Annotated in this window: 26 protein-coding genes and 3 tRNA genes; 13 read left to right on the top strand and 16 right to left on the bottom strand. The window is 54.8% G+C overall.

Annotated elements, in window-relative coordinates; genetic code table 11:
• Positions 1-2 precede the first annotated feature (2 nt).
• Together AC4IC4_RS03050 and lplA are read left to right on the top strand one after the other, a co-directional pair.
• Complete coding sequence (locus tag AC4IC4_RS03050) at positions 3-647, top strand: YtjB family periplasmic protein (RefSeq protein ID WP_491472135.1); 645 nt, start codon at positions 3-5, stop codon at positions 645-647.
• A gap of 39 nt (positions 648-686) precedes the next feature.
• The gene (lplA, locus tag AC4IC4_RS03045) at positions 687-1,703 is read left to right on the top strand and encodes a lipoate--protein ligase (protein ID WP_061715994.1); all 1,017 of its coding nucleotides are present in this window, start codon (positions 687-689) and stop codon (positions 1,701-1,703) included.
• Between the two features lie 61 nt (positions 1,704-1,764).
• Here the strand turns inward: lplA and deoD are convergent, their stop codons facing one another.
• From deoD to deoC, 4 genes are all read right to left on the bottom strand, one after another.
• Entirely contained in the window at positions 1,765-2,487 is a 723-nt protein-coding gene (gene deoD, locus AC4IC4_RS03040; RefSeq protein ID WP_032649888.1) for a purine-nucleoside phosphorylase, read from the bottom strand.
• A gap of 89 nt (positions 2,488-2,576) precedes the next feature.
• Positions 2,577-3,800, bottom strand: coding sequence for a phosphopentomutase (gene deoB / locus AC4IC4_RS03035; protein WP_024908262.1), 1,224 nt, complete (start codon positions 3,798-3,800; stop codon positions 2,577-2,579).
• 53 nt (positions 3,801-3,853) lie between these two features.
• Positions 3,854-5,176 carry a thymidine phosphorylase gene (gene deoA / locus AC4IC4_RS03030; protein ID WP_491472134.1) on the bottom strand — a complete coding sequence of 441 codons (1,323 nt, stop codon included), beginning with the start codon at positions 5,174-5,176 and terminating at the stop codon, positions 3,854-3,856.
• A gap of 109 nt (positions 5,177-5,285) precedes the next feature.
• On the bottom strand, positions 5,286-6,065 hold the full coding sequence (deoC, locus tag AC4IC4_RS03025) for a deoxyribose-phosphate aldolase (RefSeq protein ID WP_491472133.1): 780 nt from the start codon (positions 6,063-6,065) through the stop codon (positions 5,286-5,288).
• A gap of 262 nt (positions 6,066-6,327) precedes the next feature.
• Here deoC and AC4IC4_RS03020 point away from each other — a divergent pair, with 262 nt between their 5' ends.
• Positions 6,328-7,875 (top strand): YjjI family glycine radical enzyme, encoded by a 1,548-nt coding sequence (locus AC4IC4_RS03020; protein ID WP_491472132.1) that lies wholly within the window; start codon positions 6,328-6,330, stop codon positions 7,873-7,875.
• Complete coding sequence (locus tag AC4IC4_RS03015; protein ID WP_491472131.1) at positions 7,850-8,710, top strand: YjjW family glycine radical enzyme activase; 861 nt, start codon at positions 7,850-7,852, stop codon at positions 8,708-8,710. The genes AC4IC4_RS03020 and AC4IC4_RS03015 overlap by 26 nt, the downstream gene beginning before the upstream one ends.
• On the opposite strand, the gene AC4IC4_RS03010 is transcribed toward AC4IC4_RS03015, so the two are convergent.
• The 8 genes from AC4IC4_RS03010 to AC4IC4_RS02975 form a co-directional block, all read right to left on the bottom strand.
• Positions 8,705-9,487, bottom strand: a complete 783-nt coding sequence (locus AC4IC4_RS03010) for a TatD family hydrolase (RefSeq protein WP_024908267.1) — start codon at positions 9,485-9,487, stop codon at positions 8,705-8,707. The two genes, AC4IC4_RS03015 and AC4IC4_RS03010, sit on opposite strands and share 6 nt — an antisense overlap.
• Entirely contained in the window at positions 9,484-10,536 is a 1,053-nt protein-coding gene (locus AC4IC4_RS03005; RefSeq protein WP_024908268.1) for a patatin-like phospholipase family protein, read from the bottom strand. Before AC4IC4_RS03005 ends, AC4IC4_RS03010 begins: the two co-directional genes overlap by 4 nt.
• Before the next feature lie 120 nt (positions 10,537-10,656).
• Positions 10,657-10,818 (bottom strand): DUF1328 domain-containing protein, encoded by a 162-nt coding sequence (locus AC4IC4_RS03000; protein WP_003856556.1) that lies wholly within the window; start codon positions 10,816-10,818, stop codon positions 10,657-10,659.
• Between the two features lie 127 nt (positions 10,819-10,945).
• Positions 10,946-11,563, bottom strand: a complete 618-nt coding sequence (gene osmY, locus AC4IC4_RS02995; protein WP_008502075.1) for a molecular chaperone OsmY — start codon at positions 11,561-11,563, stop codon at positions 10,946-10,948.
• A gap of 299 nt (positions 11,564-11,862) precedes the next feature.
• Positions 11,863-13,452 carry a peptide chain release factor 3 gene (gene prfC / locus AC4IC4_RS02990; protein ID WP_024908269.1) on the bottom strand — a complete coding sequence of 530 codons (1,590 nt, stop codon included), beginning with the start codon at positions 13,450-13,452 and terminating at the stop codon, positions 11,863-11,865.
• A gap of 91 nt (positions 13,453-13,543) precedes the next feature.
• Positions 13,544-14,221: a pyrimidine 5'-nucleotidase gene (yjjG, locus tag AC4IC4_RS02985; protein ID WP_491472130.1), complete on the bottom strand. Its 678-nt coding sequence runs from the start codon at positions 14,219-14,221 to the stop codon at positions 13,544-13,546.
• Between the two features lie 20 nt (positions 14,222-14,241).
• The gene (gene rimI, locus AC4IC4_RS02980) at positions 14,242-14,685 is read right to left on the bottom strand and encodes a ribosomal protein S18-alanine N-acetyltransferase (protein ID WP_023334424.1); all 444 of its coding nucleotides are present in this window, start codon (positions 14,683-14,685) and stop codon (positions 14,242-14,244) included.
• Positions 14,654-15,067, bottom strand: a complete 414-nt coding sequence (locus AC4IC4_RS02975; RefSeq protein ID WP_061715999.1) for a DNA polymerase III subunit psi — start codon at positions 15,065-15,067, stop codon at positions 14,654-14,656. The genes rimI and AC4IC4_RS02975 overlap by 32 nt, the downstream gene beginning before the upstream one ends.
• Positions 15,068-15,169: 102 nt before the next feature.
• Between AC4IC4_RS02975 and rsmC the strand changes: the two genes are divergently transcribed.
• The 4 genes from rsmC (at position 15,170) to AC4IC4_RS02955 (ending at position 16,704) form a co-directional block, all read left to right on the top strand.
• On the top strand, positions 15,170-16,198 hold the full coding sequence (gene rsmC, locus AC4IC4_RS02970; protein WP_024908271.1) for a 16S rRNA (guanine(1207)-N(2))-methyltransferase RsmC: 1,029 nt from the start codon (positions 15,170-15,172) through the stop codon (positions 16,196-16,198).
• Between the two features lie 171 nt (positions 16,199-16,369).
• Positions 16,370-16,456 (top strand) — tRNA-Leu (locus AC4IC4_RS02965).
• Positions 16,457-16,484: 28 nt separating this feature from the next.
• Positions 16,485-16,571: transfer RNA gene (locus tag AC4IC4_RS02960), tRNA-Leu, on the top strand.
• Between the two features lie 47 nt (positions 16,572-16,618).
• Positions 16,619-16,704: transfer RNA gene (locus tag AC4IC4_RS02955), tRNA-Leu, on the top strand.
• A 38-nt stretch (positions 16,705-16,742) separates the two neighbouring features.
• Here the strand turns inward: AC4IC4_RS02955 and AC4IC4_RS02950 are convergent.
• Positions 16,743-17,012, bottom strand: a complete 270-nt coding sequence (locus AC4IC4_RS02950) for a DUF1435 domain-containing protein (RefSeq protein ID WP_032649899.1) — start codon at positions 17,010-17,012, stop codon at positions 16,743-16,745.
• A 215-nt stretch (positions 17,013-17,227) separates the two neighbouring features.
• Here AC4IC4_RS02950 and AC4IC4_RS02945 point away from each other — a divergent pair, with 215 nt between their 5' ends.
• The gene (locus AC4IC4_RS02945; protein ID WP_032649902.1) at positions 17,228-18,292 is read left to right on the top strand and encodes a GGDEF domain-containing protein; all 1,065 of its coding nucleotides are present in this window, start codon (positions 17,228-17,230) and stop codon (positions 18,290-18,292) included.
• Between the two features lie 95 nt (positions 18,293-18,387).
• Positions 18,388-19,176: a siderophore-iron reductase FhuF gene (fhuF, locus tag AC4IC4_RS02940; RefSeq protein ID WP_491472129.1), complete on the top strand. Its 789-nt coding sequence runs from the start codon at positions 18,388-18,390 to the stop codon at positions 19,174-19,176.
• Positions 19,177-19,712: 536 nt separating this feature from the next.
• Here the strand turns inward: fhuF and AC4IC4_RS02935 are convergent.
• Positions 19,713-21,059 carry a PTS sugar transporter subunit IIC gene (locus AC4IC4_RS02935; protein ID WP_491472128.1) on the bottom strand — a complete coding sequence of 449 codons (1,347 nt, stop codon included), beginning with the start codon at positions 21,057-21,059 and terminating at the stop codon, positions 19,713-19,715.
• Between the two features lie 328 nt (positions 21,060-21,387).
• Here AC4IC4_RS02935 and AC4IC4_RS02930 point away from each other — a divergent pair, with 328 nt between their 5' ends.
• Positions 21,388-21,846 carry a YbaK/EbsC family protein gene (locus AC4IC4_RS02930; protein WP_008502085.1) on the top strand — a complete coding sequence of 153 codons (459 nt, stop codon included), beginning with the start codon at positions 21,388-21,390 and terminating at the stop codon, positions 21,844-21,846.
• Between the two features lie 38 nt (positions 21,847-21,884).
• On the opposite strand, the gene bglJ is transcribed toward AC4IC4_RS02930, so the two are convergent.
• Positions 21,885-22,520 carry a DNA-binding transcriptional activator BglJ gene (bglJ, locus tag AC4IC4_RS02925; protein ID WP_157189904.1) on the bottom strand — a complete coding sequence of 212 codons (636 nt, stop codon included), beginning with the start codon at positions 22,518-22,520 and terminating at the stop codon, positions 21,885-21,887.
• Positions 22,517-23,254, bottom strand: coding sequence for a helix-turn-helix transcriptional regulator (locus AC4IC4_RS02920; protein ID WP_024908277.1), 738 nt, complete (start codon positions 23,252-23,254; stop codon positions 22,517-22,519). The genes bglJ and AC4IC4_RS02920 overlap by 4 nt, the downstream gene beginning before the upstream one ends.
• Before the next feature lie 411 nt (positions 23,255-23,665).
• Between AC4IC4_RS02920 and AC4IC4_RS02915 the strand changes: the two genes are divergently transcribed.
• Positions 23,666-24,442, top strand: coding sequence for a threonine/serine exporter family protein (locus AC4IC4_RS02915; RefSeq protein ID WP_032649907.1), 777 nt, complete (start codon positions 23,666-23,668; stop codon positions 24,440-24,442).
• Positions 24,433-24,906 carry a threonine/serine exporter gene (locus AC4IC4_RS02910; protein WP_024908279.1) on the top strand — a complete coding sequence of 158 codons (474 nt, stop codon included), beginning with the start codon at positions 24,433-24,435 and terminating at the stop codon, positions 24,904-24,906. Before AC4IC4_RS02915 ends, AC4IC4_RS02910 begins: the two co-directional genes overlap by 10 nt.
• Positions 24,907-24,962: the final 56 nt, after the last annotated feature.

Genomic DNA, 24,962 nt, shown 5'->3' with positions numbered 1-24,962 from the left:
ATATGGCTCGCGCAAAACTGAAATTCCGGCTCCATCGCGCCGTGATTGTCCTCTCCTGTCTCGCACTGTTAGTGGTGCTGATGCAAGGGGCATCCTGGTTTAGCCAGAACCATCAACGGCAACGCAACCCGCAGTTTGAAGAGCTGGCCCGCACGCTGGCACGCCAGGTGACGCTCAACGTCGCGCCATCCATGCGTACTGAAACGCCAGACGATAAGCGGATAAGCCAGGTTTTACGCCAGCTCACGGAGAACAGCCGCATTCTTGATGCCGGCGTCTATGATGAGCAAGGCAACCTGATTGCCCGCGCGGGCGAGCACGTCGACGTGCGCGACAGGCTGGCGCTGGACGGTAAAAAAGCCGGGGGCTATTTTAACCAGCAGATCGTCGAACCTATTCAGGGAAAGAATGGTCCGCTGGGCTATCTGCGCCTGACTCTCGATACCCACACCCTGCCCACTGAAGCCAAACAGGTCGATAATACCACCAATATTCTGCGCCTGATGCTGCTGCTTTCACTCGCCATCGGCGTGGTGCTGGCACGCACCCTGCTTCGGGGCAAGCGCTCGCGCTGGCAGCAATCGCCGTTCCTGCTGACCGCCAGCAAATCCGTCCCTGAAGACGAAGAGAGCGAGAAGAAAGAATAGTGATAAAGTAGGCGAACGATTCGGAAAAGGAACTTTGCCATGACGACGTTACGCCTGCTTATCTCTGACTCTTACGATCCCTGGTTTAATCTCGCGGTAGAAGAGTGCATCTTCCGCCAGATGCCCGCCACCCAGCGCGTACTGTTTCTCTGGCGTAACGCCGATACGGTGGTCATTGGTCGTGCGCAAAACCCATGGAAAGAGTGCAACACCCGGCGTATGGAAGAGGACAACGTCCGCCTGGCGCGCCGGAGCAGCGGCGGCGGTGCGGTGTTCCACGATCTGGGCAATACCTGCTTTACCTTTATGGCAGGAAAACCGGAGTACGACAAAACCATCTCTACTTCCATTGTCCTCAATGCGCTGAATTCACTCGGCGTGAAGGCTGAAGCCTCCGGACGTAACGATCTGGTGGTCAAAACCCCCGAGGGCGACCGGAAGGTCTCCGGCTCCGCCTACCGCGAAACGATGGATCGCGGGTTCCACCACGGCACCCTGTTGCTGAATGCCGATCTGAGCCGTCTGGCGAACTACCTGAATCCGGACAAGAAAAAGCTCCAGGCTAAGGGGATTACCTCCGTGCGCGGGCGCGTGGCGAATCTAGTGGAGCTGCTGCCGGGGATTACGCACGAGCAGATTTGCGATGCGATCCGTGACGCGTTCTTTGAACATTACGGCGAGCGCGTGAAAGCCGAAGTGATCTCTCCTGATAAAACCCCGGACCTGCCCAACTTTGCCGAAACCTTCGCCCGCCAGAGCAGCTGGGAGTGGAACTTCGGCCAGGCTCCTGCGTTTTCCCATCTGCTGGATGAGCGTTTTACCTGGGGCGGCGTGGAGCTGCATTTTGACGTGGAGAAAGGCCATATCACCCGCACGCAGGTGTTTACCGATAGCCTGAATCCGGCACCGTTAGAGGCGCTGGCGGCACGTTTGCAGGGCTGTTTATACCGGGCGGATATGCTGCAGCAGGAATGCGACGCGTTGATTGGGGATTTCCCGGAGCAGGAAAAAGAGTTAAGGGATTTGTCAGCATGGATTGCGCAGGCCGTACGTTAAGTGCGGTTTGGTGCCCTCACCCCGGCCCTCTCCCAAAGGGAGAGGGAGGGAAGAGACAGAATTACTCTTTATCGCCCAGCAGAACGGATTCCAGCGCGATTTTGATCATGTCGTTGAAGGTCGTCTGACGCTCAGCGGCAGTGGTCTGCTCGTGGGTACGGATATGGTCAGACACGGTGCAGATGGTCAGCGCTTTCGCACCAAACTCCGCCGCCACGCCGTAGATGCCCGCCGCTTCCATTTCCACGCCCAGGATGCCGTATTTTTCCATCACGTCGAACATCTCACCGCCGTCCGGTGCATAGAACAGGTCAGCAGAGAAGAGGTTACCCACGCGCGCGTCAACGCCCAGCGCTTTTGCCGCGTCAACCGCGTCACGTACCATGCCGAAGTCTGCAATTGCCGCGAAGTCATGGTCTTTGAAACGCATGCGGTTAACTTTGGAATCGGTGCAGGCGCCCATACCAATAACGATGTCGCGCAGCTTAACGTCCATACGCACCGCGCCGCAGGAGCCAACGCGGATGATTTTCTTCACGCCGAAGTCGGTGATCAGCTCTTTGGTGTAGATAGAGCAGGATGGGATACCCATACCGTGGCCCATGACGGAGATTTTGCGGCCTTTATAGGTACCGGTGAAGCCCAGCATGCCGCGAACGTTGTTCACTTCACGCACGTCTTCCAGGAAAGTTTCTGCAATGTGCTTCGCGCGCAGCGGGTCGCCCGGCATCAATACGACGTCAGCGAAATCACCCATTTCTGCATTAATGTGAGGAGTTGCCATCTTCAGTTCCTTTTACATTGTTTATTCTTTTCACCCTCTCCCTGTGGGAGAGGGCCGGGGTGAGGGCATCAGACCGCACCCTACATGATTCAGAACATGGCCTTGCCATATTCCATGTCAGACGTACCAAAGTATTTCGCAATAGTCTGGCCGATGTCCGCGAAGGTTTCACGGTGACCGAGCGAGCCCGGCTTCACTTTCGGGCCGTACACCAGCACCGGAATGTGCTCACGGGTGTGGTCGGTACCGGTCCAGGTTGGGTCACAGCCGTGGTCCGCGGTCAGGATCAGAATGTCATCTTCACCCACCAGCTCCATCAGCTCCGGCAGACGGCGGTCGAACAGTTCAAGACCCGCAGCATAACCCGCGACGTCGCGACGGTGACCCCAGGAGGAGTCGAAGTCCACGAAGTTGGTGAAGACAATGGTCTTGTCGCCCGCTTCTTTCATCTCTTTGATGGTGGCATCGAACAGCGCATCCAGACCGGTGGCTTTCACTTTTTTGGTGATGCCGCAGTTGGCGTAGATGTCCGCGATTTTACCCACGGACACCACGTGACCGTCTTTCTCATCGACCAGCTTCTGCAGCACGGTTGGCGCTGGCGGCTCAACGGCCAGGTCGTGACGGTTACCGGTACGCTGGAAGTTACCCGCTTTGTCGCCGATAAACGGACGCGCGATCACGCGGCCAATGTTGTAGCCGCCTTCGGTCAGCTCTTCGCGTGCGATTTCGCACAGCTCGTAGAGTTTATCCAGGCCAAACGTCTCTTCGTGGCAGGCAATCTGGAACACGGAGTCAGCAGAGGTGTAGAAAATCGGCTTGCCGGTTTTCATATGCTCTTCGCCGAGCTGGTCCAGAATCACGGTACCGGAAGAGTGGCAGTTACCGAGGTAGCCCGGCAGGTTGGCACGCTTCACCAGCTTATCGAGCAGCTCCTGCGGGAAGCTGTTCTCGTGATCGGAGAAGTAGCCCCAGTCGAACAGCACCGGCACACCGGCGATTTCCCAGTGGCCAGACGGGGTGTCTTTACCGGAGGAAAGCTCGTGCGCCCAGCCGTAGGCGCCCACGACTTCCGCGTTGCCGTCCATACCGGCTGCGATTTTACCGGTAGAGCCTTCATGCGCTTTCACCAGACCAAGGCGGGTCAGGTTGGGTAGAGTCAGAGGGCCTTTACGACCGTTGTCCGCTTCGCCTTTCGCACAGGCTTCCGCGATGTGACCCATGGTATCGGAACCCACGTCACCAAAACGTTCTGCATCTTCGGTTGCGCCGATGCCGAATGAGTCCAGCACCATAATAAATGCACGTTTCATAATTGTTCTCCGTACGTAGTGCTTCAAAAATTATCGATCAGATCAGTATACCGCTATTCGGTGATACGGCGATAGACAGTCGGTGTGGTTTCCGGTGCTTTATCGTCAAGCGTGATGGCCGCCTTCACCGCTTTCGCCGCTTCCTGCCAGCTGGCTTCGTCTTTGGCGTGGATCATCGCCAGCGGACGTTGGCCGTCAACGCTGTCGCCCAGACGGGCCATATCGGTAAAGCCGACGCTGTAATCAATGGTGTCTGACGCCTGACGACGGCCGCCGCCCATCGAGACCACCGCCATGCCGAGGGCACGGGTGTCCATCGCAGAAACAAACCCTTCGCTATCGGCATACACCGCTTTGCTGAGCGTCGCGGTTGGCAGGTATTTCGCGTAGTTTTCGACGAAGTCGGTCGGGCCTTTCTGCGCCGCGACCATGCGGCCGAAGATCTCCGCCGCTTTGCCGTTGTCCAGCACCGCCTGCAGCTTCGCGCGGGCGTCGGCGTCGTCTTTGGCGAGCTTGCCGGAGATTAACATCTCAACGCACAGCGCCATGGTGACGTCGAACAGGCGCGGGTTACGGTATTCGCCGGTGAGGAACTGTACCGCCTCACGCACTTCGACGGCGTTACCGGCGCTGGAAGCCAGCACCTGGTTCATATCGGTGAGCAGTGCGGTGGTGCGCACGCCCGCGCCGTTGGAGACGCCAACGATCGCTTCGGCCAGCGCCTCAGAGAGTTCATAGGTTGGCATAAACGCGCCGCTGCCTACCTTCACGTCCATCACCAGCGCGTCCAGCCCTTCTGCCAGCTTCTTCGCCAGGATAGAGGCGGTGATCAGCGGGATGGAGTCAACGGTCGCGGTGATGTCGCGGGTCGCGTAGAAACGCTTGTCTGCCGGAGCAAGAGAGCTGGTCTGGCCGATAATCGCCACACCAACGTCTTTAATAATGTCGCGGAAGCGGTTGTCATCCGGGAAGATATCGAAGCCCGGAATGGCTTCCAGTTTGTCGAGCGTACCGCCAGTGTGGCCCAGGCCGCGTCCGGAGATCATCGGGATGTAACCGCCACAGGCTGCCACCATTGGGCCGAGCATCAGAGACGTTACGTCGCCCACGCCGCCGGTGGAATGTTTATCCACAATCGGGCCGTTAAGGTTGAGGCTTTTCCAGTCCAGAACGGTTCCTGAATCTCGCATCGCCATGGTCAGCGACACGCGCTCAGGCATCGACATATCGTGGAAGAAAATGGTCATCGCCAGAGCCGCAATCTGCCCTTCTGAGACGGTGTTATCACGAATGCCGTTGATAAAGAAGCGGATCTCTTCGTCGCTTAATGCATGACCATCACGTTTTTTACGAATAATTTCTTGTGCGAGAAACACGGTAACCTCCATGCGGAATCGGGGGAATTGTGGCGGGTGGCGCTACGCTTACCCGCCCTACGATCCTGTAGGCCGGATAAGCGAAGCGTCATCCGGCGTTGTCTGGCAATCAGTAGCTGCTTGCGCTCTTACCGTCGCCGTGACCCAGCGCCTTCAGCAGGCTAGCCAGCAGGCTGGACGCACCGAAACGGTAGTGACGGGAATCGGCCCAGTCGGTGCCGAACAGTTCGTCAGCAATCGCCAGGAACTGCTGCGCGTCTTCGGCGGTACGCACGCCGCCCGCAGGTTTGAAACCAACGGTTTTGGACACGCCCATGTCGCGGATCACTTCCATCATGATGCGCGCGCTTTCCGGGGTGGCGTTAACCGGCACTTTACCGGTAGAGGTTTTAATGAAATCCGCACCGGCTTTGATGGAGATTTCAGATGCCTTACGAATCAGCGCCTCTTCTTTCAGCTCGCCGGTTTCGATGATCACTTTAAGCAGCACGTTTGCCGCCGCACACGCGTCTTTACAGGCCTTCACCAGGTCAAAACCGACCTGCTCGTTGCCGGCGATCAGCGCGCGGTATGGGAACACCACGTCAACTTCGTCTGCACCGTAAGCAATCGCCGCGCGGGTTTCTGCCAGCGCAATCTCGATATCGTCGTTGCCGTGCGGGAAGTTAGTCACGGTTGCAATGCGCACGTCCGGCGTGCCCTGCTCTTTCAGCGTCTTACGGGCAATCGGGATAAAGCGCGGGTAGATACAAACGGCTGCGGTGTTACCCACTGGCGTTTTCGCCTGATGGCACAGGGCGATGACTTTCTCATTGGTGTCGTCATCGTTCAGGGTAGTCAGGTCCATCAGTTTCAACGCGCGCAGGCTGCTTGCAGTTAAATCGGTCATAACAATCTCCAACGGCAGTGCCGTATAAATTTTACCTTGCGGGTCTGTGAGTATTCTAACATCCACCCGCATCCACACTTCGACATTCATCACAGTTAATGAAAACTGCGTACAAATTTGCATTACTGTAATGAGATCTTCTTCAAACTTTAGTGCGCAAATTGTCGACTAAAGCAGCAATACCCCCTGTGGGATCAAAAGCGCCAACAGGCAGGCTTTCTACAATCCGTTCATCATCCGCAGAACATTCAAGGAAGCGAATATGCCCCACTCCAGCCCCGACGCCCTGCAGCAACGTTGCCAGCAGATTGTGACAAGCCCGGTGTTATCCGCGGAACAAAAACGTCATTTTCTGGCGCTGGAAGCGGAAAACAACCTGCCGTATCCGGCACTTCCTGAAGCTGCGCGCGCCGCGCTGGACGAGGGGTTTATCTGCGACATGTTCGAAGGCCATGCGCCTTACAAACCCCGTTACGTTCTGCCGGATTACGCAAAATTTCTGGCTAACGGTTCAGAATGGCTGGTGCTGGAAGGGGCAAAAGATCTCGACGATGCCCTCTCGCTGCTAACCATCCTTTATCACCATGTTCCGTCCGTCACATCGATGCCGGTCTATCTCGGCCAGCTTGATGCGCTGCTGCAACCATATGTTAGAATTCTAACACAAGAAGAAATCAATAGCCGAATAAAACGTTTCTGGCGCTATCTTGACCGTACGCTGCCGGATGCCTTTATGCATGCCAATATCGGGCCGGAAGATACGCCCATCACCCGTGCAATTCTGCGTGCCGATGCAGAGCTGAAGCAGGTCGCGCCGAACCTGACCTTTATTTATGATCCAGAGACCACCCCGGACGATTTGCTGCTTGAGGTAGCAAAAAACATATGTGAATGCAGTAAACCGCACATTTCTAATGGCCCAGTGAATGATAAAATTTTCACAAAAGGTCGTTATGGCGTGGTGAGCTGTTACAACTCCCTGCCTCTGGCTGGCGGTGGCAGCACCCTGGTGCGCCTTAATCTCAAAGCCATTGCTGAATGCAGCACGTCCATTGAAGACTTCTTCACCCGCACGCTCCCGCACTATTGCCAGCAGCAAATGGCCATCATCGATGCACGCTGTGGTTTCCTGTACGAGCAATCTGGCTTCTTTGAGAATAGCTTCCTGGTAAAAGAGGGGCTGATTGATGCCGATCGGTTTGTGCCGATGTTTGGCATGTACGGACTGGCGGAAGCGGTAAACGTGCTCTGTGAGAAAGCTGGCATCGCGGGACGTTACGGCAAAGATGAGCAGGCCAACGCGCTGGGCTATCGCATCAGCGAACAGCTTGCGGCGTTTGTCGAAAACACGCCGGTGAAGCACGGCTGGAAGCAGCGCGCGATGCTTCACGCGCAGTCGGGGATCAGCTCCGACTCCGGCACCACGCCGGGCGCGCGCCTGCCCTACGGCGACGAGCCGGATCCCATCAGCCACCTGCTGGCGGTAGCTCCCCATCACAAGCACTACTCTTCCGGGATAAGCGATATCCTGACGCTGGATGAGACGGTAAAACGCAACCCGCAGGCGGTGGTTCAGCTGTGCCTGGGCGCGTTCAGGGCGGGTATGCGTGAATTTACCGCCAACGTAGCGGGTAACGATCTGGTACGCGTCACCGGGTATATGGTGCGGCTATCGGATCTGGAGAAATACCGGGAAGCAGGTTCGAGAACGAACACCACGTGGCTGGGGGAAGAAGCCGCACGCAATACCCGCATTCTGGAACGTCAGCCGCGCGTGATTAGCCATGAACAGCAGATGCGCTTTAGTTAGTCAGGTCATTCCTTTTTCCTGTGTGGACGGGCCGGGCAGCCGCCTGGCCCTGTTCCTGCAGGGCTGTAACCTGCGCTGTAAAACCTGCCACAACCCGTGGACGATTGGCCGCTGCAACGACTGCGGGGACTGCGTGCCCCACTGTCCGCACGACGCGCTGACCATTCAGGCCGGGCGCGTCTGGTGGCAGGAGAGCGACTGCCAGCAGTGCGACACCTGTCTGCACCTGTGTCAGCAGCAGGCAACGCCTATGGCGCACCGCTTCAGCGTGGAAGAGATCCTCGCTCAGGTCCGCAAATCCGCACCGTTTATCGAAGGGATCACCGTCAGCGGCGGTGAAGCCACAACGCAATTACCGTTTTTGATCGCCCTGTTCACTGCGATCAAAGCCGATCCCACCCTGCACCACCTCACCTGTCTGGTCGACAGCAACGGTCTGTTAAGCGAAACCGGCTGGCAAAAGCTGCTGCCGGTACTGGATGGCGCGATGCTGGATCTGAAGGCGTGGGACAATGAGCATCACCGTTTTCTGACCGGGCGCGAAAACCCGCAGATTAAACAGAGTATTCGCTGGCTGGCACAGCATCAACGGCTGACTGAATTGAGGCTCCTGGTGATCCCAGAGCAATGTGATTATCTGGAACATCTGAAACCGCTGACAACGTTTATCCACGGGCTGGGGAATATTCCGGTGCGTATTAACGCGTTTCATGGGCATGGCGTGTACGGTGAGGCAGCGTCATGGCGCAGCGCCACGCCCGAGGACGTTGAACCGCTGGCACTGGCGCTGGAAAAACAGAAGATAACGGTGATCCGCCCGGCGCTTTACCTATAGCGTGATACCAAATACCGACCGCGTATTTTCCAGCAGCGCATCGGCAATCACCTCTTCAGGCTCTTTTCGCAGTTCACACAGGGTGGCAAACACGCGCGCCGCCTGTTCCGGGCGATTCGGCTGACCCTGAAAACCATTCAGTGGCATATCCGGCGCGTCGGTTTCCAGCAGAAGTGCCGACAGCGGCAGCTGCGCCATCACGTCCCGGGTTTTACTGGCTCGCGGATAGGTGATGGTGCCACCGACGCCGATTTTATAGCCCAGCTCAATAAAACGCTGCGCCTGCTGCAGGCTGCCGGAGAAACCGTGCACGACGCCCCTGCGCGGCAGATCGATGCGTTTCAGGTGCATCGCCAGCTTATCGTGCGTGCGTCTTGAATGGAGGATCACCGGCAGATCGTGACGCTTCGCCAGCCTGAGCTGCGCGTCGAGGATCGTCTGCTGGCGCTCAAACTGCGGGTTCTCGCGATAAAGATCGAGGCCGATCTCCCCGATGGCGACAAGCTTGTCGCCTGCGGTCTGCACTATCTCATCAAGTCTCTCTATGTGCTCATCACGATGCCGCTCAATCACGATCGGATGCAGGCCGAGCGCCGCATAGAGCGCGGGGTGTCGTGCAGAAAGATCCAGCACGCGGGAAAAGTACGCCGCTTCCACTGACGGCACAATGATGGCCTGAACGCCTGCGTCAGCCGCTTTCGCAATGCTTTGCGCTTCCTCCCCCGTAAACGGCGGGAAATCAAAGTGGCAGTGGGTATCGACAAAGCGGTGCGTCACGCCAGATCCTCGTTATCCAGTAAAGCGTCATTCGCCTGCGGGATGTCCACCAGCGGCATCGTCAGGGCATCGTTGGCGACAATCGCAGGCGGCGTAATAATGCGTTTATGGCGATGAAGCGGTGGCTGCTCCGCCAGCATTTTCCCTACCGTTGCCAGGAAGTAGCGCCCGCACAGCCGTCCCGTTTTGTAATCCATGCGCAGCGCAGGGACGCGGCTGCCCAGGGCCATGCTCAGCAGCGGCTTAGGCGGATAGATTTCAAAAATACGCAGCTTACCCGGCGGTTTTTCAATGAAGCGCTGCATCGCGCCGTAGGTGGTTTCATGCTGCTTCGCGATGTTCACCAGCGGCTGCAGGCTGCTGTCGCCCAACCAGCGCTCCATCCGTTTAAACCACTGCGGCGTGTAATACATTTGCGACGGTACGGTACGGATCACCACAATGGTTTTCGCCCCGCGACGGGCGGCTTCCTGCACCGGTACCGCGTCACTGATCCCCCCGTCCAGATAGCTAATGCCGTCCAGCAGCGCACCGGTACGATAAAAACCGGGGATCGCGCTGGAGGCACGGATGATGTCCAGCCAGTTCTCTTTTTGAGGCGAAAAATAGCCCGGCGAATAGTCATCCCCCCGGCTCGCGCACATCCAGAATTCTTTGCCGCTATCAAACAGACGGGCCGCAGTATCCATGGCCAGCGGCATCTGGCTGGAGGTCGACTCCAGCAGCCAGTCGAGATCGATCAGGTTACCGCCGCGCACAAAGCGCACCGGATTAAAAAACTCTTTCGCTGTGGTGTAGCGCATGATGACCTTTCGCGCGTAGCCGGGCTGGTTGCAGACATAGGCAGAAAGGTTCTGCGCCCCGGCAGACGTGCCGAAGTAGAGGTCAAACGGGTTGAACTGCGCGCGCATAAATTCGTCCAGCACGCCGGCGGTGAAAATGCCGCGCTGTCCTCCACCTTCGCAGACCAGCGCGAGTTGACCTGCGCGAAACGGTTTTAACGTCAGCGGCGCAATATTGCCGAGCGTAACGGGAATTCGTTGCCCCACCTCTGCTTTCCTGTTTTGATTATTTTATAACACCACAGTAACGCACCCGACCTGTTACGCAAATAAGAAAAAGCCAGTCACTGCGACTGGCTTTTTTTTGTTGAAGGAATATTGCGTTTGCTACGGACGTCTACGACCCGTAAACAGGCTGACCAGGAACAGAATAATACCCACAACGAAGACAATTTTAGCTGCCCATGCCGCTGTACCTGCCAGTCCACCAAAGCCCAATGCGGCGGCAATTAACGCGATAACCAGAAATATAATGCCCCAACGAAACATAAGCTTCTCCTTTACCATAGTTAATGTCGGCCGCTAAACGTGAGCGCTCAGGTCACTCACCGGCGTTTTTCCAGAGTCGTTCTTATATCGCCCGCAGGTGTTAGCCTGGCGGGCGAATGGTCCAGATTTACTTCGTTTTCAGATCGTTTTTAACGCTTTTCACACCATCAATCGCTTTCGCAATGGACTCGGCACGTTCACTTTGCGCCTGCGAATCTACCGTACCGGAAAGCTGAACCACACCATCGGTGGTTTCTACTTTCACCTTACGGGACGGCACGATGTCATCTGCTAAAAGTTTAGCTTTGATTTCGCTGGTGGTGGCGGCATCACCGGCGTAACCTTTCACCGACGCGTTTTTGCCGTCACGTACGTGCAGTTTATCGCTGACGGAGGCAACACCTTCGACGCCTTTCGCGACTTTCACCGCCTGTTCTGCCTGAGCCTGGCTTTCAACAAAGCCGCTCAGCGTGACCACTTTCTTGTCGGTCTTAACGGAAATATCGGTGCTCTTAATGGCTTCATCATCCACCAGCGCGGCTTTCACTTTTGCTGTGATTGAGCTGTCATCCATGAAGTTGCCGACTTTATTCATAGAGCTATCGATTTTTTGCCCTGCGCTATCGGCCGTGGATTGTGCTTTATCCATGGTGCTGCTTTCCGCGAGGGCGGAGCCGCTCACCAGAACGCTACCCAGGGTTACAGCCAGCAGAGTTTTAGAAATCTTCAGTCTTGTCATATTCATCGATCTATTCCTGTGTTGACCCGTTATTCGGGCTACGCACTTCCTTAGTAGTGATATATATTGCGAATAAACACACGGGCAAAATGGATAACATAAAGTCATGCATTGAACAGTTAATTTATCCACGCCCGGTGTTAAACACTGAGTTAAATATAGATCACTCTCACAGAGCCGCTTTCAGAATTGGGTAAAAAACGCGCGAATAGCGTGAAATTGCGTTGAATTAAGAACATTCCGCAAGGGATTAATAAGACAGGAATTAAAGAAGAGCACGGCGGCAGCCGTGCTCTGAGAGGGGATTAGTGCTCGCGGGTTTTACGGAACTGAACGTCGGGATAACGTTCCTGCGTCAGGTTCAGGTTCACCATGGTTGGCGCGATATAGGTCAGGTTATCGCCGCCATCCAGCGCCAGCTGAACTTCATTCTTACGCTTAAATTCTTCGAATTTCTTCACGTCAGAACACTCAACCCAGCGCGCGGTCGCGACGTTCACCGATTCGTAAATCGCTTCCACGTTGTATTCGCTCTTCAGACGCGCGACAACCACGTCAAACTGCAGCACGCCGACCGCGCCAACGATCAGATCGTTGTTCGCGATTGGGCGGAAGACCTGCACGGCGCCCTCCTCGGAGAGCTGCACCAGGCCTTTCAGCAGCTGTTTCTGCTTCAGCGGATCGCGCAGACGGATACGACGGAACAGCTCCGGCGCGAAGTTCGGAATGCCGGTGAACTTCATCATTTCGCCCTGGGTGAAGGTATCGCCGATCTGAATAGTGCCGTGGTTGTGCAGACCGATGATGTCGCCCGGATAGGCCTCTTCAACGTGCGAACGGTCACCCGCCATAAAGGTCAGGGCGTCGGAGATCACCACATCTTTCCCGGTACGTACCTGGCGCAGCTTCATGCCCTTTTCATACTTACCGGACACCACGCGCATAAAGGCCACGCGGTCGCGGTGTTTCGGATCCATGTTGGCCTGAATTTTGAACACGAAGCCGGTAAATTTCTCTTCCTGCGCTTCCACTTCACGGGTATCGGTTTTACGCGGCATCGGACGCGGCGCCCACTCCACCAGACCGTCCAGCATGTGGTCAACGCCGAAGTTACCCAGTGCGGTACCGAAGAAGACCGGAGTGATTTCACCGCTCAGGAACAGCTCTTTGTCGAACTCGTGAGACGCGCCCTTCACCAGCTCCAGCTCGTCGCGCAGCTGCGCGGCCAGCTCTTCGCCAACCGCCGCGTCCAGATCCGGGTTGTCCAGACCTTTCACGATGCGCACTTCCTGAATGGTGTGGCCTTTACCGGTCTGATACAGGTAAGTTTCGTCTTTATAGAGGTGATAAACCCCTTTGAACAGCTTACCGCAGCCGATTGGCCAGGTGATTGGCGCACAGGCGATCTTCAGCTCGTTTTCCACTTCATCCATCACTTCCATCGGATCGCGGATGTCACGGTCGAGTTTGTTCATAAAGGTGAGGATCGGCGTATCGCGCAGACGGGTGACTTCCATCAGCTTACGGGTCCTGTCTTCGACACCTTTCGCGGCGTCGATCACCATCAGACAGCAGTCCACCGCCGTCAGGGTACGGTAGGTATCTTCGGAGAAGTCTTCGTGCCCCGGGGTGTCCAGCAGGTTCACCAGGCAGTCGTGATACGGGAACTGCATCACGGAGGTGGTAATCGAAATACCACGCTGCTTTTCCATCTCCATCCAGTCAGATTTTGCATGCTGGCTGGAGCCACGGCCTTTAACGGTACCCGCAGTCTGGATCGCCTGTCCGAACAGCAACACCTTCTCAGTGATGGTCGTTTTACCGGCATCCGGGTGCGAGATAATGGCAAAAGTGCGGCGCTTGGCCACCTCTTGCAGATAAGGAGACAACGTCATAATTAAATCTTCTTTTATAAGCGCGGCAGCACGCCACGCATCATGGAATACAAAATTGCGGCTATTTTACCCATCAACGGGGGGCAGGCAATCATTGTTTACACAGGAATTGCTCCAGTTCGTTCAACGACGTCACGGTCCAGGTCGGCTCGATGCCTTCAGGCTTAACGCGGCCATGCGCGTTGAGCCAGACGGTCGACAAACCGGCCTTCATGCCGCCCAGAATATCTGACTCTGCCGTATCCCCCACCATCAGGACGCGATCGCGGTCGGGATTACCGGCCTGCGCCAGCGCATAATCGAAAATTCGCGGATCCGGTTTAGGTACACCCACCTCTTCCGAGATCACCAGCGCGTCGAAATGATCGCGCAGGCCGGTGCGCTCGAGGCGGATCTGCTGCAGGGCGGTAAAACCGTTGGTGATGATCCCCAGTTTCACCTTGCCTTTCAACGCGTTCAGCAGGGAAACCGCGCCCGGCAGTGGCGCGCAGATATCCGCCATCGCGTTCAGAAACGCCTCGTTCAGCGTCCCCGGACTGACCTTTAAACGTTCCGCCCAGACGTCAAAGCGCTGGTGCTGAAGCTGTAACGCGGTGATGGCACCGTTCTGGTAATCCACCCACAGCGGCTTGTTTACCGCCTGATAGTCCTGAAAATCTTCAGCGGTGAAGGTCACGCTATAGTCGAGAAACATCCGCTGCAGGCCGCCGAACGAATCGAACGTAAACAGCGTTTCGTCGGCATCAAAGAAAATCCAGTCCCATTTCATCGTTACAACCTTATTTTTTATTATCCAATCGGCAGAGCCATTATGATGGCGTCTTCACGTCCCTCTGCGGTGGGGTAGTAGTTACGGCGGATTGTCGCCTCGTTAAAGCCTAAGCTTTCATAGAGCGCGATGGCGGCGACATTCGACGCGCGCACCTCCAGCCACAGGGTGAAAACGTCACGGGTTTCGAGCTCACGGATGAGGTGCTCAAGCAGTTCTCTTCCCAGCCCACGACGCTGAAACGCGGGATCAACCGCGATATTAAACAGCGTCGCCTCATCAAGAACAACCTGCGTGATCGCGAAAGCGGCCATGGTGCCGTCAACGTCCAGGCGGTAGTTCAGATACCGTTCGCCCTGATTGCTGGCGAAGGTTTTTTCGCTCCACGGAAACGCGTGGGCGCGTGTTTCAATCGCAAACGCTGTGGTCAGGTCAGGCGTCGTGAGGGAAGAAATCGTGTTCATATTCGCAGATTTGTTGCCATAGCGCGCTGCGCGCTTTTGGGTTGGCTTTCAGTTCGTCCAGCGCTGGCGAGCAGATCTGGCTCCCCTGGAGGGAGATCTCATTTGTCTCTCCGATACGCCAGCTGTTACAGCGGCTATCAGGAGGCAGCATCGCGACACGCTCTGGCGTCAGCGGTAAAACCTGGTCGGCCGTCAGCTTCAGGCTGCGAAGGACATCATCGATCAGGGGTTCATTCAGGGCAGGCAGTTCTTCCGCCACCATCACCAGCCGAACGTGCGCCGGGATGGAGATAGCGATTTCGCCCTGCAACGCCGTCGGGCGACGCAAAGCCCACTGGGTGATGCCCAGCTGCTGCAACTGCCAGTCTCGTCGGGATGTCATAGGGAAAACTCCTGTCTCTCAGGCGCGCAAATATAGCAAATGTGTCGAAAGTGCGCCATCTACCTACTATAATCCCCGCCTGAGTTTATTGAGGAACAATTCATGTCTGCATTTACCCCGGCAAGTGAAGTCTTGCTGCGTCACAGTGATGATTTCGAAGAAAGCCGTATTCTGTTTGCCGGAGATATGCAGGATGACCTGCCCGCGCGTTTCGACTGTGCTGAAAGCCGTGCCCACACCCAATATTACCACCACTGGCAGGTGCTGAGCCGCCAGATGGGCGAGCGCGCGCGCTTTAGCCTGGTGGCGGAGCAGAGCGATATCGCCGACTGCGATACGCTGATTTACTACTGGCCGAAGAATAAACCGGAAGCCCAGTTCCAGCTGATGAACCTGCTCTCCCTGCTGCCGGTCGGCTGCGATATTTTCGTGGTAGGAGAGAACCGCAGCGGCGTGCGTAGCGCTGAACAGATGCTGGAAGACTACGCGCCGCTGAATAAAGTCGACAGCGCCCGCCGCTGTGGTCTGTACCACGGACGACTGGAAAAACAGACAACGTTTGATGCGCAGGCTTACTGGGACGAATACCAGCTTGACGGCTTGACCATCAAAACCCTGCCGGGCGTGTTCAGCCGTGACGCGCTGGATACGGGCAGCAAGCTGCTGCTCTCCACTCTGACGCCGCACACCAAAGGCAAAGTGCTGGACGTGGGCTGCGGCGCTGGCGTGCTCTCTACCGTGCTCGCCAGCCATTCGCCAAAGGTGCGCTTAACCCTGTGTGACGTTAGCGCCCCGGCGGTTGAAGCCAGCCGCGCAACGCTTGCCGCAAACGGCATTGAAGGCGAGGTGATTGCCAGCAACGTCTTCTCTGACGTCACCGGTCGCTTCGACATGATCATCTCCAACCCGCCGTTCCACGACGGTATGGAAACCAGCCTTGAAGCGGCACAAACGCTGATCCGTGGCGCAACCCGTCACCTTAACAGCGGCGGCGAGCTGCGTATCGTTGCGAACGCCTTCCTGGCGTACCCGAAAGTGCTGGACGAAACCTTTGGCTTCCACGAAGTGATCGCGCAGACCGGCCGCTTTAAGGTCTATCGTACCGTGATGACGCGCCAGGCCAAAAAGTAATCTCACTCCTGCAGGCCGGATAAGCGCAATCACTATCCGGCAAGCAGGCGTCTCAGTTCCGGCCATTTTTGCAGCAATCAATAAAAGGTGAGCACTTTTCAGTTGACGTAAAGCTGAAAACATCTAGAATGCGCCTCCGTGGTTACGATACTTTTACAGTATCGATGGTATGCGAAGGTGGCGGAATTGGTAGACGCGCTAGCTTCAGGTGTTAGTGTCCTTACGGATGTGGGGGTTCGAGTCCCCCCCCTCGCACCATAAATCACGATGATATTGCTCGCACTGGGCGAAGGTGGCGGAATTGGTAGACGCGCTAGCTTCAGGTGTTAGTGTCCTTACGGATGTGGGGGTTCGAGTCCCCCCCCTCGCACCAACGAGGCGATATCAACATAGTAATGATGTAAATAGTAAGATGACTGTGCGAAGGTGGCGGAATTGGTAGACGCGCTAGCTTCAGGTGTTAGTGTCCTTAGGATGTGGGGGTTCGAGTCCCCCCCCTCGCACCAATTATCTTACAACCCCTCTGAAGATCTTCTTTTCCCTGTTATTTCAAACTCATCAGTATCACCAGAATTCCACTGACCAGTGCTACGCAGGATGGCAGTAAAACAAAGTGACGTAGTTGCTTATGCCAGATCATGCCTGACGTGACTAACAGTCCTGATACAATGATGGCTTTCCAGGTATCGAGAGAGAGATCGGCAAACGTCAAACCGCCGAGAATGGCTCCCGGTAGCAATACCCCCCAACAACTTCCCAGCGCCCTGTTCAACATGATCTGCCCTCTCACAACGATAATGATAACCAATATCATATGACAGGAATTATCATTTGTCAGCTGAATGAATCAAAATCCATCGACCTTTACCTTTCCCGTAATGACAGGAATTGCCTAAGGTGATAAATTGCGCACCTGTTAACAACGTCTAAAGATTTTCTGATAATTACTCTTTGAGCTTTTTGCATATTTAATTGCGAAACGACATCTATTTATTTGTTTTAATTAAATTTTAATAAAAATACACGACTATGACATCACAATCCTGGCGGTCTTTGGTTCACAGAAAATATCAATTATCGTTACGTTTATTTTTATTTCTGAACGCAACATCGGCAGTGTTCTCGGTAACAAACCCGCTCAATTCTGTACGACTGTTTTCCGCCCCTCTGATTGCTATATTCTCCATCAGTACCGGCCTGTTCGTCTGGCACTGGAGAAAGCGCGCGCGGAAGATAAATATTCCTGTCGTTTCAGGGATCTTCGGTATTTTGTGGGCCTGGCAAATTGTCTCCAAATTCGCCTTAATTACCCACGATCATGCGACGTATTTGTTAATCGCCCTTTTAACGGTGCTTTTTATCGGCACGCTGGCGTTCGCCAGTAATATCAAAGCCTTTACGCTGCATTCATTGCCCACCTTTATTGTCTGCCTGTGGTTAAGCGATCATGATATATGGCTGCGAATGACCTATTCTTTCGCACTTCCTGTGGTGGCAATTGCTATTCATAACATTTTGCAAAGACGCAACGACCGTTTTGCTCAGGAGCTCCTTTCTCGCCTTCTGGAGGAACGAGAAACCCTTACCGATCTCAGCATGATGGACCCGCTTACCGGGCTCTATAATCGTCGCGGTCTGCAAAGCCGTCTGGAGAATTTGCCCACGGTAGAGAATGGCGAGCACTTTGTCCTGCTGATGGATATCGACCACTTCAAAGCCTATAACGACCATTACGGCCATATGATGGGCGACCAGGCGCTGAAGCGCGTCTCTGCGGCAATCCGCGATGCCGTGCGTTCTCGCGATATTGTGGCGCGTTTTGGTGGGGAAGAATTTATGGTGCTGCTGACCAACATCTCACTCGAACATGCTCGCCAGACGGCCGAGCGGATCCGTCAGAAAGTCTACGATTTGAAAATCCCGCATCTGTTTAACGAAAGCGTCGCGACAAACGTTACCATCAGCATTGGTATTGCCATTTTCGAGGATGAAGACGTGGAAGGCGCGCTGGAAAAAGCGGACAAAGCCCTCTACGAAGCAAAGCATATGGGGCGCAACAACATTCTGTTGAGTGAAGAGATTCAGACGGCGTAAACATCACGGCGATGTCACCAGGACAAAAGTCTTGCCATTGGTATGAGCAATAGTTAGGATTGGCAATCATTATCATTTAGATTTCTATCTATACTATGGCCACGCATACTGCACACATCGTCGAACCTCTCCTCTGGCGAGCGCCGCTCACCAGCGGGAATGCTTCGCTTGCAGATGCGATACGAGACAAAATTGCGGAAACGCGCGCCCACCTGCTGGACTTTATCCGGCTTGATGAAGCGCCCCCGTCCCATGCGATGACACTCTCAGAGTGGCGACAGCCGTCCAAGCTGCAATCGCTGCTGGCCACCTATTCCGACCATATCTATCGCAATCAACCCACCCTTACGCGGGAAAATAAACCCCTGCTCTCTCTCTGGGCGCAGTGGTATATCGGGCTGATGGTGCCGCCGCTGATGCTGGCGCTGTTAACACAGAAGAGCATGCTGGAACTCTCGCCGGATAATTTCCATGTTGAGTTTCACGAAACCGGACGTGCTGCCTGCTTCTGGATTGATCTCCACGAAAACCACAGCGCTGAACGCCTGACGGCTCAGGAACGTATGGAGCAGCTCATCACTCAGACTCTGATCCCGGTGGTGGAAGCGCTGGAAGCGACGGGAGAGATTAACGGGAAGCTTATCTGGAGCAATACGGGCTATTTAATCCACTGGTATTTAACGGAAATGAAGCCGCTGCTCGGTGATGAGAACGTTGAGGCCCTGCGTCAGTCCTGTTTCTTTGCAAAACAGCTTTCCGATGGCCGTGACAACCCGTTGTTCCGAACCGTCGTTCTCCGTGATGGGCTTCTGGTTCGTCGCACCTGCTGCCAGCGCTATCGCCTGCCGGACGTTAAGCAGTGCGGGGATTGCACGCTGAAGTAGAGCAGTGGATTGCCCGGCCTGATGCCCTCACCCTGACCCTCTCCCACAGGACTGAGGAATCCCCAGTAATTTTTTACCTGAAGCGATGAACGTTGCTTCAGAAAAATTAATAACTTACAGCGACGCCCTGGTCCGGCTGTAAATCGCCGAAGCGTTTCCGTAAGGCCGGGGCGAGGCGCAGGGATGCGCCGAGAGGGCGTGGCCTGCAGGGATGCAGGCTCATGCCCGACCCGATAGCCTGAAGGAATAAGCTGAGGGTACCGCGAAGCGGCGATTTACCGCCGGGAGCCCGGGTCGCCAGGGCGGCGGCGATTGAGCCGCCATGGCACGTTCACCGGTCATGTCCTTACAGAGTAGCAAGAAACATAAAGTGAACGGAATGACCACCACAGCCGTATGTTCCCCCTCACCCCAGCCCTCTCCCTCAAGGGAGAGGGGGTCGTCCGTGCAGGCATTATTTTGTGGGGATTCCTCAGCCCACGGGGAGAGGGAACAAACACTAAAAACGGCAACCTGCGTTGCCGTTTTGCTTTTACCTAAGCCACCTGCTGATTGTCCTCTTCCGCATTACGCTGCGCTTCTTCCGCTTCCTGCTCCAGCAGTTGCTTCTCATACACTTTGAAGAACGGGAAGTAGATGATCGCCGATACGCAGGCCAGAACCACAACCAGAATAGCCGCGCGGAAGTCCCAGCCCAGAGCCCATGCTGCCCCTATCGGCGCCGGTGCCGTCCAGGGAACGACCGAGATGACGCGCCCAATCAAATCAAACGTCATCGCCGCCCACGCCAGCACGGCGTTAACCATCGGTGCCAGCAGGAACGGAATAAAGAACACCGGGTTCATCACGATTGGTGTACCGAAAATGACAGGTTCGTTGATGTTAAAGAAGCTGGGCACCACGCTCAAACGCCCGATAGAGCGTAAATGCGCTGAACGGCTACGCAGATAGCAAATCACCAGCCCCATCGTCGCGCCCGATCCGCCAATCACGATAAAGAACGTCCAGAACGCCTCCATAAAAATATGCGGCAGAGGCTGGCTGGCGGCCAGTGCGGTCTGGTTAGCGCCCAGGTTAGTCAGCCAGAACATCTGCAACATCCCGGAGACGATGGCGGCGCCGTGGATCCCGGCAAACCACAGCAAATGACCAATCAACACCGCCAGCAGGATCGCAGGCAGTGAATCCGCCGCGGAAACCAGAGGTTTAAAGACCGACATAATGGCCTGCGGGATCAGCATGCCAAACTGAGACTGAATCACCAGGCTCAGAGGATAGAGGGTCACCACCACCACCAGCACCGGGATCAGCAGATCAAAAGAGTTTTTGATCATCGGCGGGACCTGGTCCGGCAGGCGAATGCCGATGTTATGCGCTTTGAGGAAACGCATCATCTCAACGCAGTAAATCGCCACCAGAATCGCGGTAAAAATGCCCGTTCCCCCCAGACTGTCGACAGGGAGCGTGCCTTTGGTTTTGGGTGCCGCGACCAGCAGAAACGCCATCAGCGACAGCATGGCGCACATAAACGGGTCCAGCTGATGAGATTTGACGTAGTGTTTGCCAAGGTTATAGGCAATCGCCGCACAGATATAAATGGACATAATGCCCATTGTCATATCAAACGGCGTCAGGATTTGGCCCTCAAACTGCTTCGCCATATCCAGCCAGGCGCGGGCGAAACCCCAGGTGGTATCAGGCGAAAAAGGTGGGTAAGCGAACACTAACAAAAACGAACCCACAATCATAAATGGCATCGCGGAGATGAACCCGTCACGAATAGCCATAACATGACGCTGGGACGAGATCCGCCCGGCTATCGGGCTGACGTAATTTTCGACGAAACGGAATATCAGGTTAAACGCAGCATGGTTGGCAGACATGGCAGATCTCCTGTCAGACGTTTGTTACGGGCACATACGCGCCGCACGTTGTTCCATACATCAGCTTCACAACCTTGCTGGCTTGCCAACCAGCGGTACTGCTCAGACGAAATGGTTTCATATTTGGCTCTTATTATTGGATACAGGGGACGTTACGTACTCAGTATTAATCTACGCTTCCCGCTCTGCAACCGGTTACTGTAACCGGTTTCTGTGATTGTGAAGAGGATCCAGAAATCAGCCGTTTGGGATATTTGTTACTTAAGAGATATTTACAGAGCATAATTTCTTATGACAGATTACGCAGGATATTTGTCAGGAGGAAACAATGAGTTTGCAGTCTGTACAGCAGTTTTTTGCCGACAACGCGCCGGATATAGACGTTATTGAGCTTAGTCAAAGTACTGCTACCGTTGCGTTGGCTGCTGCCGCCCATCGTGTCGAGCCGGGACAAATCGCCAAAACCCTGTCACTCAAGGTTAAAAATGAGGTGATTCTGGTGGTGGCGAAAGGCGATGCGCGCCTGGATAACAAAAAGCTGAAAGACACGTTTGGTGCGAAAGCGCGCATGCTCAGCAGTGATGAAGTGGTGACCATCACCGGTCATCCCGTTGGCGGCGTGTGCCCGTTCGGGCTGGAAAATCCGCTCGCGGTTTACTGCGATATCTCATTAAAGCAGTACGCCGAAGTCCTGCCCGCCGCAGGCGCAATTCATAGTGCCGTGCGTATTTCACCTGACAGAATGGCAGAGCTGACTTCCGCAAAGTGGGTTGACGTTTGCATCTGATTGATGCGCCAGAGCCTGTCTGGCGCGCAGCGGGCTGGCTATAAAAAGGTCGGCTTGCTGAGTGCCGAACTTCGCGGTTCTCTTGCCGGAAGGTGAGTAATAATATCCGCCGCATCGAGCAACCCGACGTCAGAGCTCACCCCCAGCTTCACCATCGCATTAAACTTATGCGCCCGGATGGTCTTAATATTGCGTTCAAGCTGTGCCGCAATTTGAGGAATAGAATAGCCGCAAGACATATAACGCAGTATTGCCCGTTCCGTTGGGCTTAACATTCTGTTTTGACTCCGGTACCAGTGATTCATCATATTGTCATTGATGCGCAGCGTTTCACTCAACAACACCATAAGTTCCTGCTGCAGGTGCTCAAGCGTCAGCGATTTACTGACCACACCGTGAAGGCGTGACGGTGAAAGATGGCTAACTAACCGTGCTTCCGTCTCATCAGCGACCAGGATAATGCGCTGGATATGACCATGCGTAAACGCGAGCTCCCGCAGGTGCGCCAGACAGTTACGGCGCTCCTCTCGTGCATCGGAAAGTGAATAGATTAGCGAGAAAAAATTGACGTGCTGAAGTGCTTTCTTGAAGCTGTCAAATTCGCTAAACAGATGCAGCTGATAGTGATTCAGGCCGGGCATCGCAAAAAAATGCTGTAGCCCAACAGCACTCATCGTGCAATTTTCGACGATGGCGATATGTCGTGTTGAATCGGTTTTTTCCATTCCTCAAACTCTCCATAGGCTGACATCAAATTCAGCTCTCTCATTCCCTGCGTACTGTTGATCCAGGCGTACATATCGGCATTACTACGTAAAGATAGCCGCCGCATCGCACTGTTTTTCTGCGCACTGATGGTTTTATTGCTCTTCTTCAGCAATGTGGCGATTTGGTTAATCCCCCATCCTTTACCTAACAGACGCAGTACCTTGCGTTCGGAGTGCGTGAGTGCGATAACGTGTTCGTCTTCATCCTCCGTACTTTGAGGCTCCGGGGTTAATAACGTCTGGCTTATCCGCTCTGCCCGCTCGCTACCTGCCCGAATCGCGTTAACCACGCCTTCAATGGGCTCCATATCAGACAGCAACGTGCTTTCCGGGCGCATAAGCAACTCAACCGCAATAGGGTAAAGCGGCCGCGAGACTAAAAAGATCCAGTGAATGTCCCGGTATTGGTTCAATAAACCGTAATACTCTTCGAGGGTTCCCCGAGGATTTCTGTATTCACCTGAAATATCGGCAATAATGACATCTGCGCGGCGAAGCTGGAGCAGTGTTAACTCCTGCAATGAGCGACAATAGGTCAATTCAAAATCCGGGAAATGGCGTGCCATCACGCCCCCTAACCCGTTTTGCATCACGGGCATCCGGCTAATGACAACGCCATACTTACCATGCAATGACAACATAGACCCTCCGTGTCCATTCTTCATTTGATGAGTAACGTTAAAACGCACCAATGTATGAGTATTTTCGTCCCTGAGTGTAAAACTGATTAATACAAGCAGAAGATGAGATATGTTCTTAGTATAAGAAATGCCTAAAACAACGGTAATATCTCATAAAGCGCAAATAAATTTAATTGCGGAGCCATTAAAATAACGACAATATAAAATTAGAATAACTAAATACAAATATTCTATATTTTTATATTTATAATTCACCGCATTGATAATTTAATCCAACTCCCCTTTCGTGATACGGGCTGAAACTGTTTGCATAAACCTTGATCTGGCCCACAGCAAGAGGGACTGCACTTTGTGCTAAAAGTACTCACTACGGGCTAACCGGCAACCTATCCATCTTTTTCAGGACAATACATGCAGGCAGATCGGTCAACGCAGCGTGCTATCACGCGGCTATGTATAAAGTGCGGTCTTTTTCTGCTCCAGCACGGCGCGGAAAGCGCGCTGGTTGAGGAGCTTTCAACCCGGCTGGGGGTGGCGCTGGGTATGGATAGCGTTGAAAGCGCGATCTCATCCAACGCCATTGTGCTGACCACGATCAAAGACGGTCAGTGCCTGACCTCCACCCGCAAAAACCATGACCGCGGTATTAACATGCACGTCGTGACCGAAGTGCAGCACATCGTCATCCTTGCTGAACACAAGCTTCTCGATCTCCATGAAATTGAAAAACGGTTCAACCAGATCAAGCCATTACGTTATCCGCGCTGGCTCGTCGTGTTAATGGTAGGGCTCTCTTGCGCCTGCTTTTGTAAGCTCAATAAAGGCGGCTGGGACGGCGCGATCGTCACCTTTTTTGCCAGCAGTATCGCCATGTATGTTCGCCAGTTGCTCACGCACCGGCAGCTGCACCCGCAAATTAACTTCTGCATTACCGCGTTTGTCGCCACCACGGTTTCCGGCCTGCTTCTGCGCCTGCCGCAGTTTGCCAACACCCCAACCGTTGCCATGGCCGCCAGCGTGCTTCTGCTGGTCCCGGGCTTTCCGCTGATCAACGCCGTCGCCGACATGTTTAAAGGGCATATCAATACCGGTCTGGCACGCTGGGCTATCGCCAGCCTGCTGACGCTGGCGACCTGCATCGGCGTGGTCATGGCCATGACTCTCTGGGGGTTACGCGGATGGGCGTGATAGATTTTCTGCTGGCGCTGGCACAGGACATGCTTCTGGCCGCCATCCCTGCCGTCGGCTTCGCGATGGTATTTAACGTACCGCAACGCGCGCTGCCGTGGTGCGCGCTGCTGGGTGCGATTGGCCATGGCTCGCGAATGGTGATGATGACCGCGGGTTTTAATATCGAATGGTCAACATTCATCGCTTCCATGCTGGTCGGCAGTATCGGCATCCAGTGGTCGCGCTGGTATCTGGCGCATCCCAAAGTGTTCACCGTTGCCGCCGTTATCCCGATGTTCCCAGGCATATCTGCGTATACGGCGATGATTTCCGCAGTGAAAATCAGCCATTTCGGTTATACCGAGCCTCAGATGATCCTCCTCCTGAGCAACTTTCTTAAGGCGTCATCCATCGTCGGCGCGCTCTCTATCGGGCTGTCGATCCCCGGACTGTGGCTGTACCGTAAACGCCCACGCGTTTGATATTTGTATTATTTCGCTGCCGTGGAGATAATTCTTCTGGTCCGTTTGGTGAAAAT

Source organism: Enterobacter sp. Taxon_2 (genome assembly GCF_058355295.1).
Note: the sequence above shows the minus strand (reverse complement) of the source record. Positions and strands in the feature narration are given on the sequence as shown.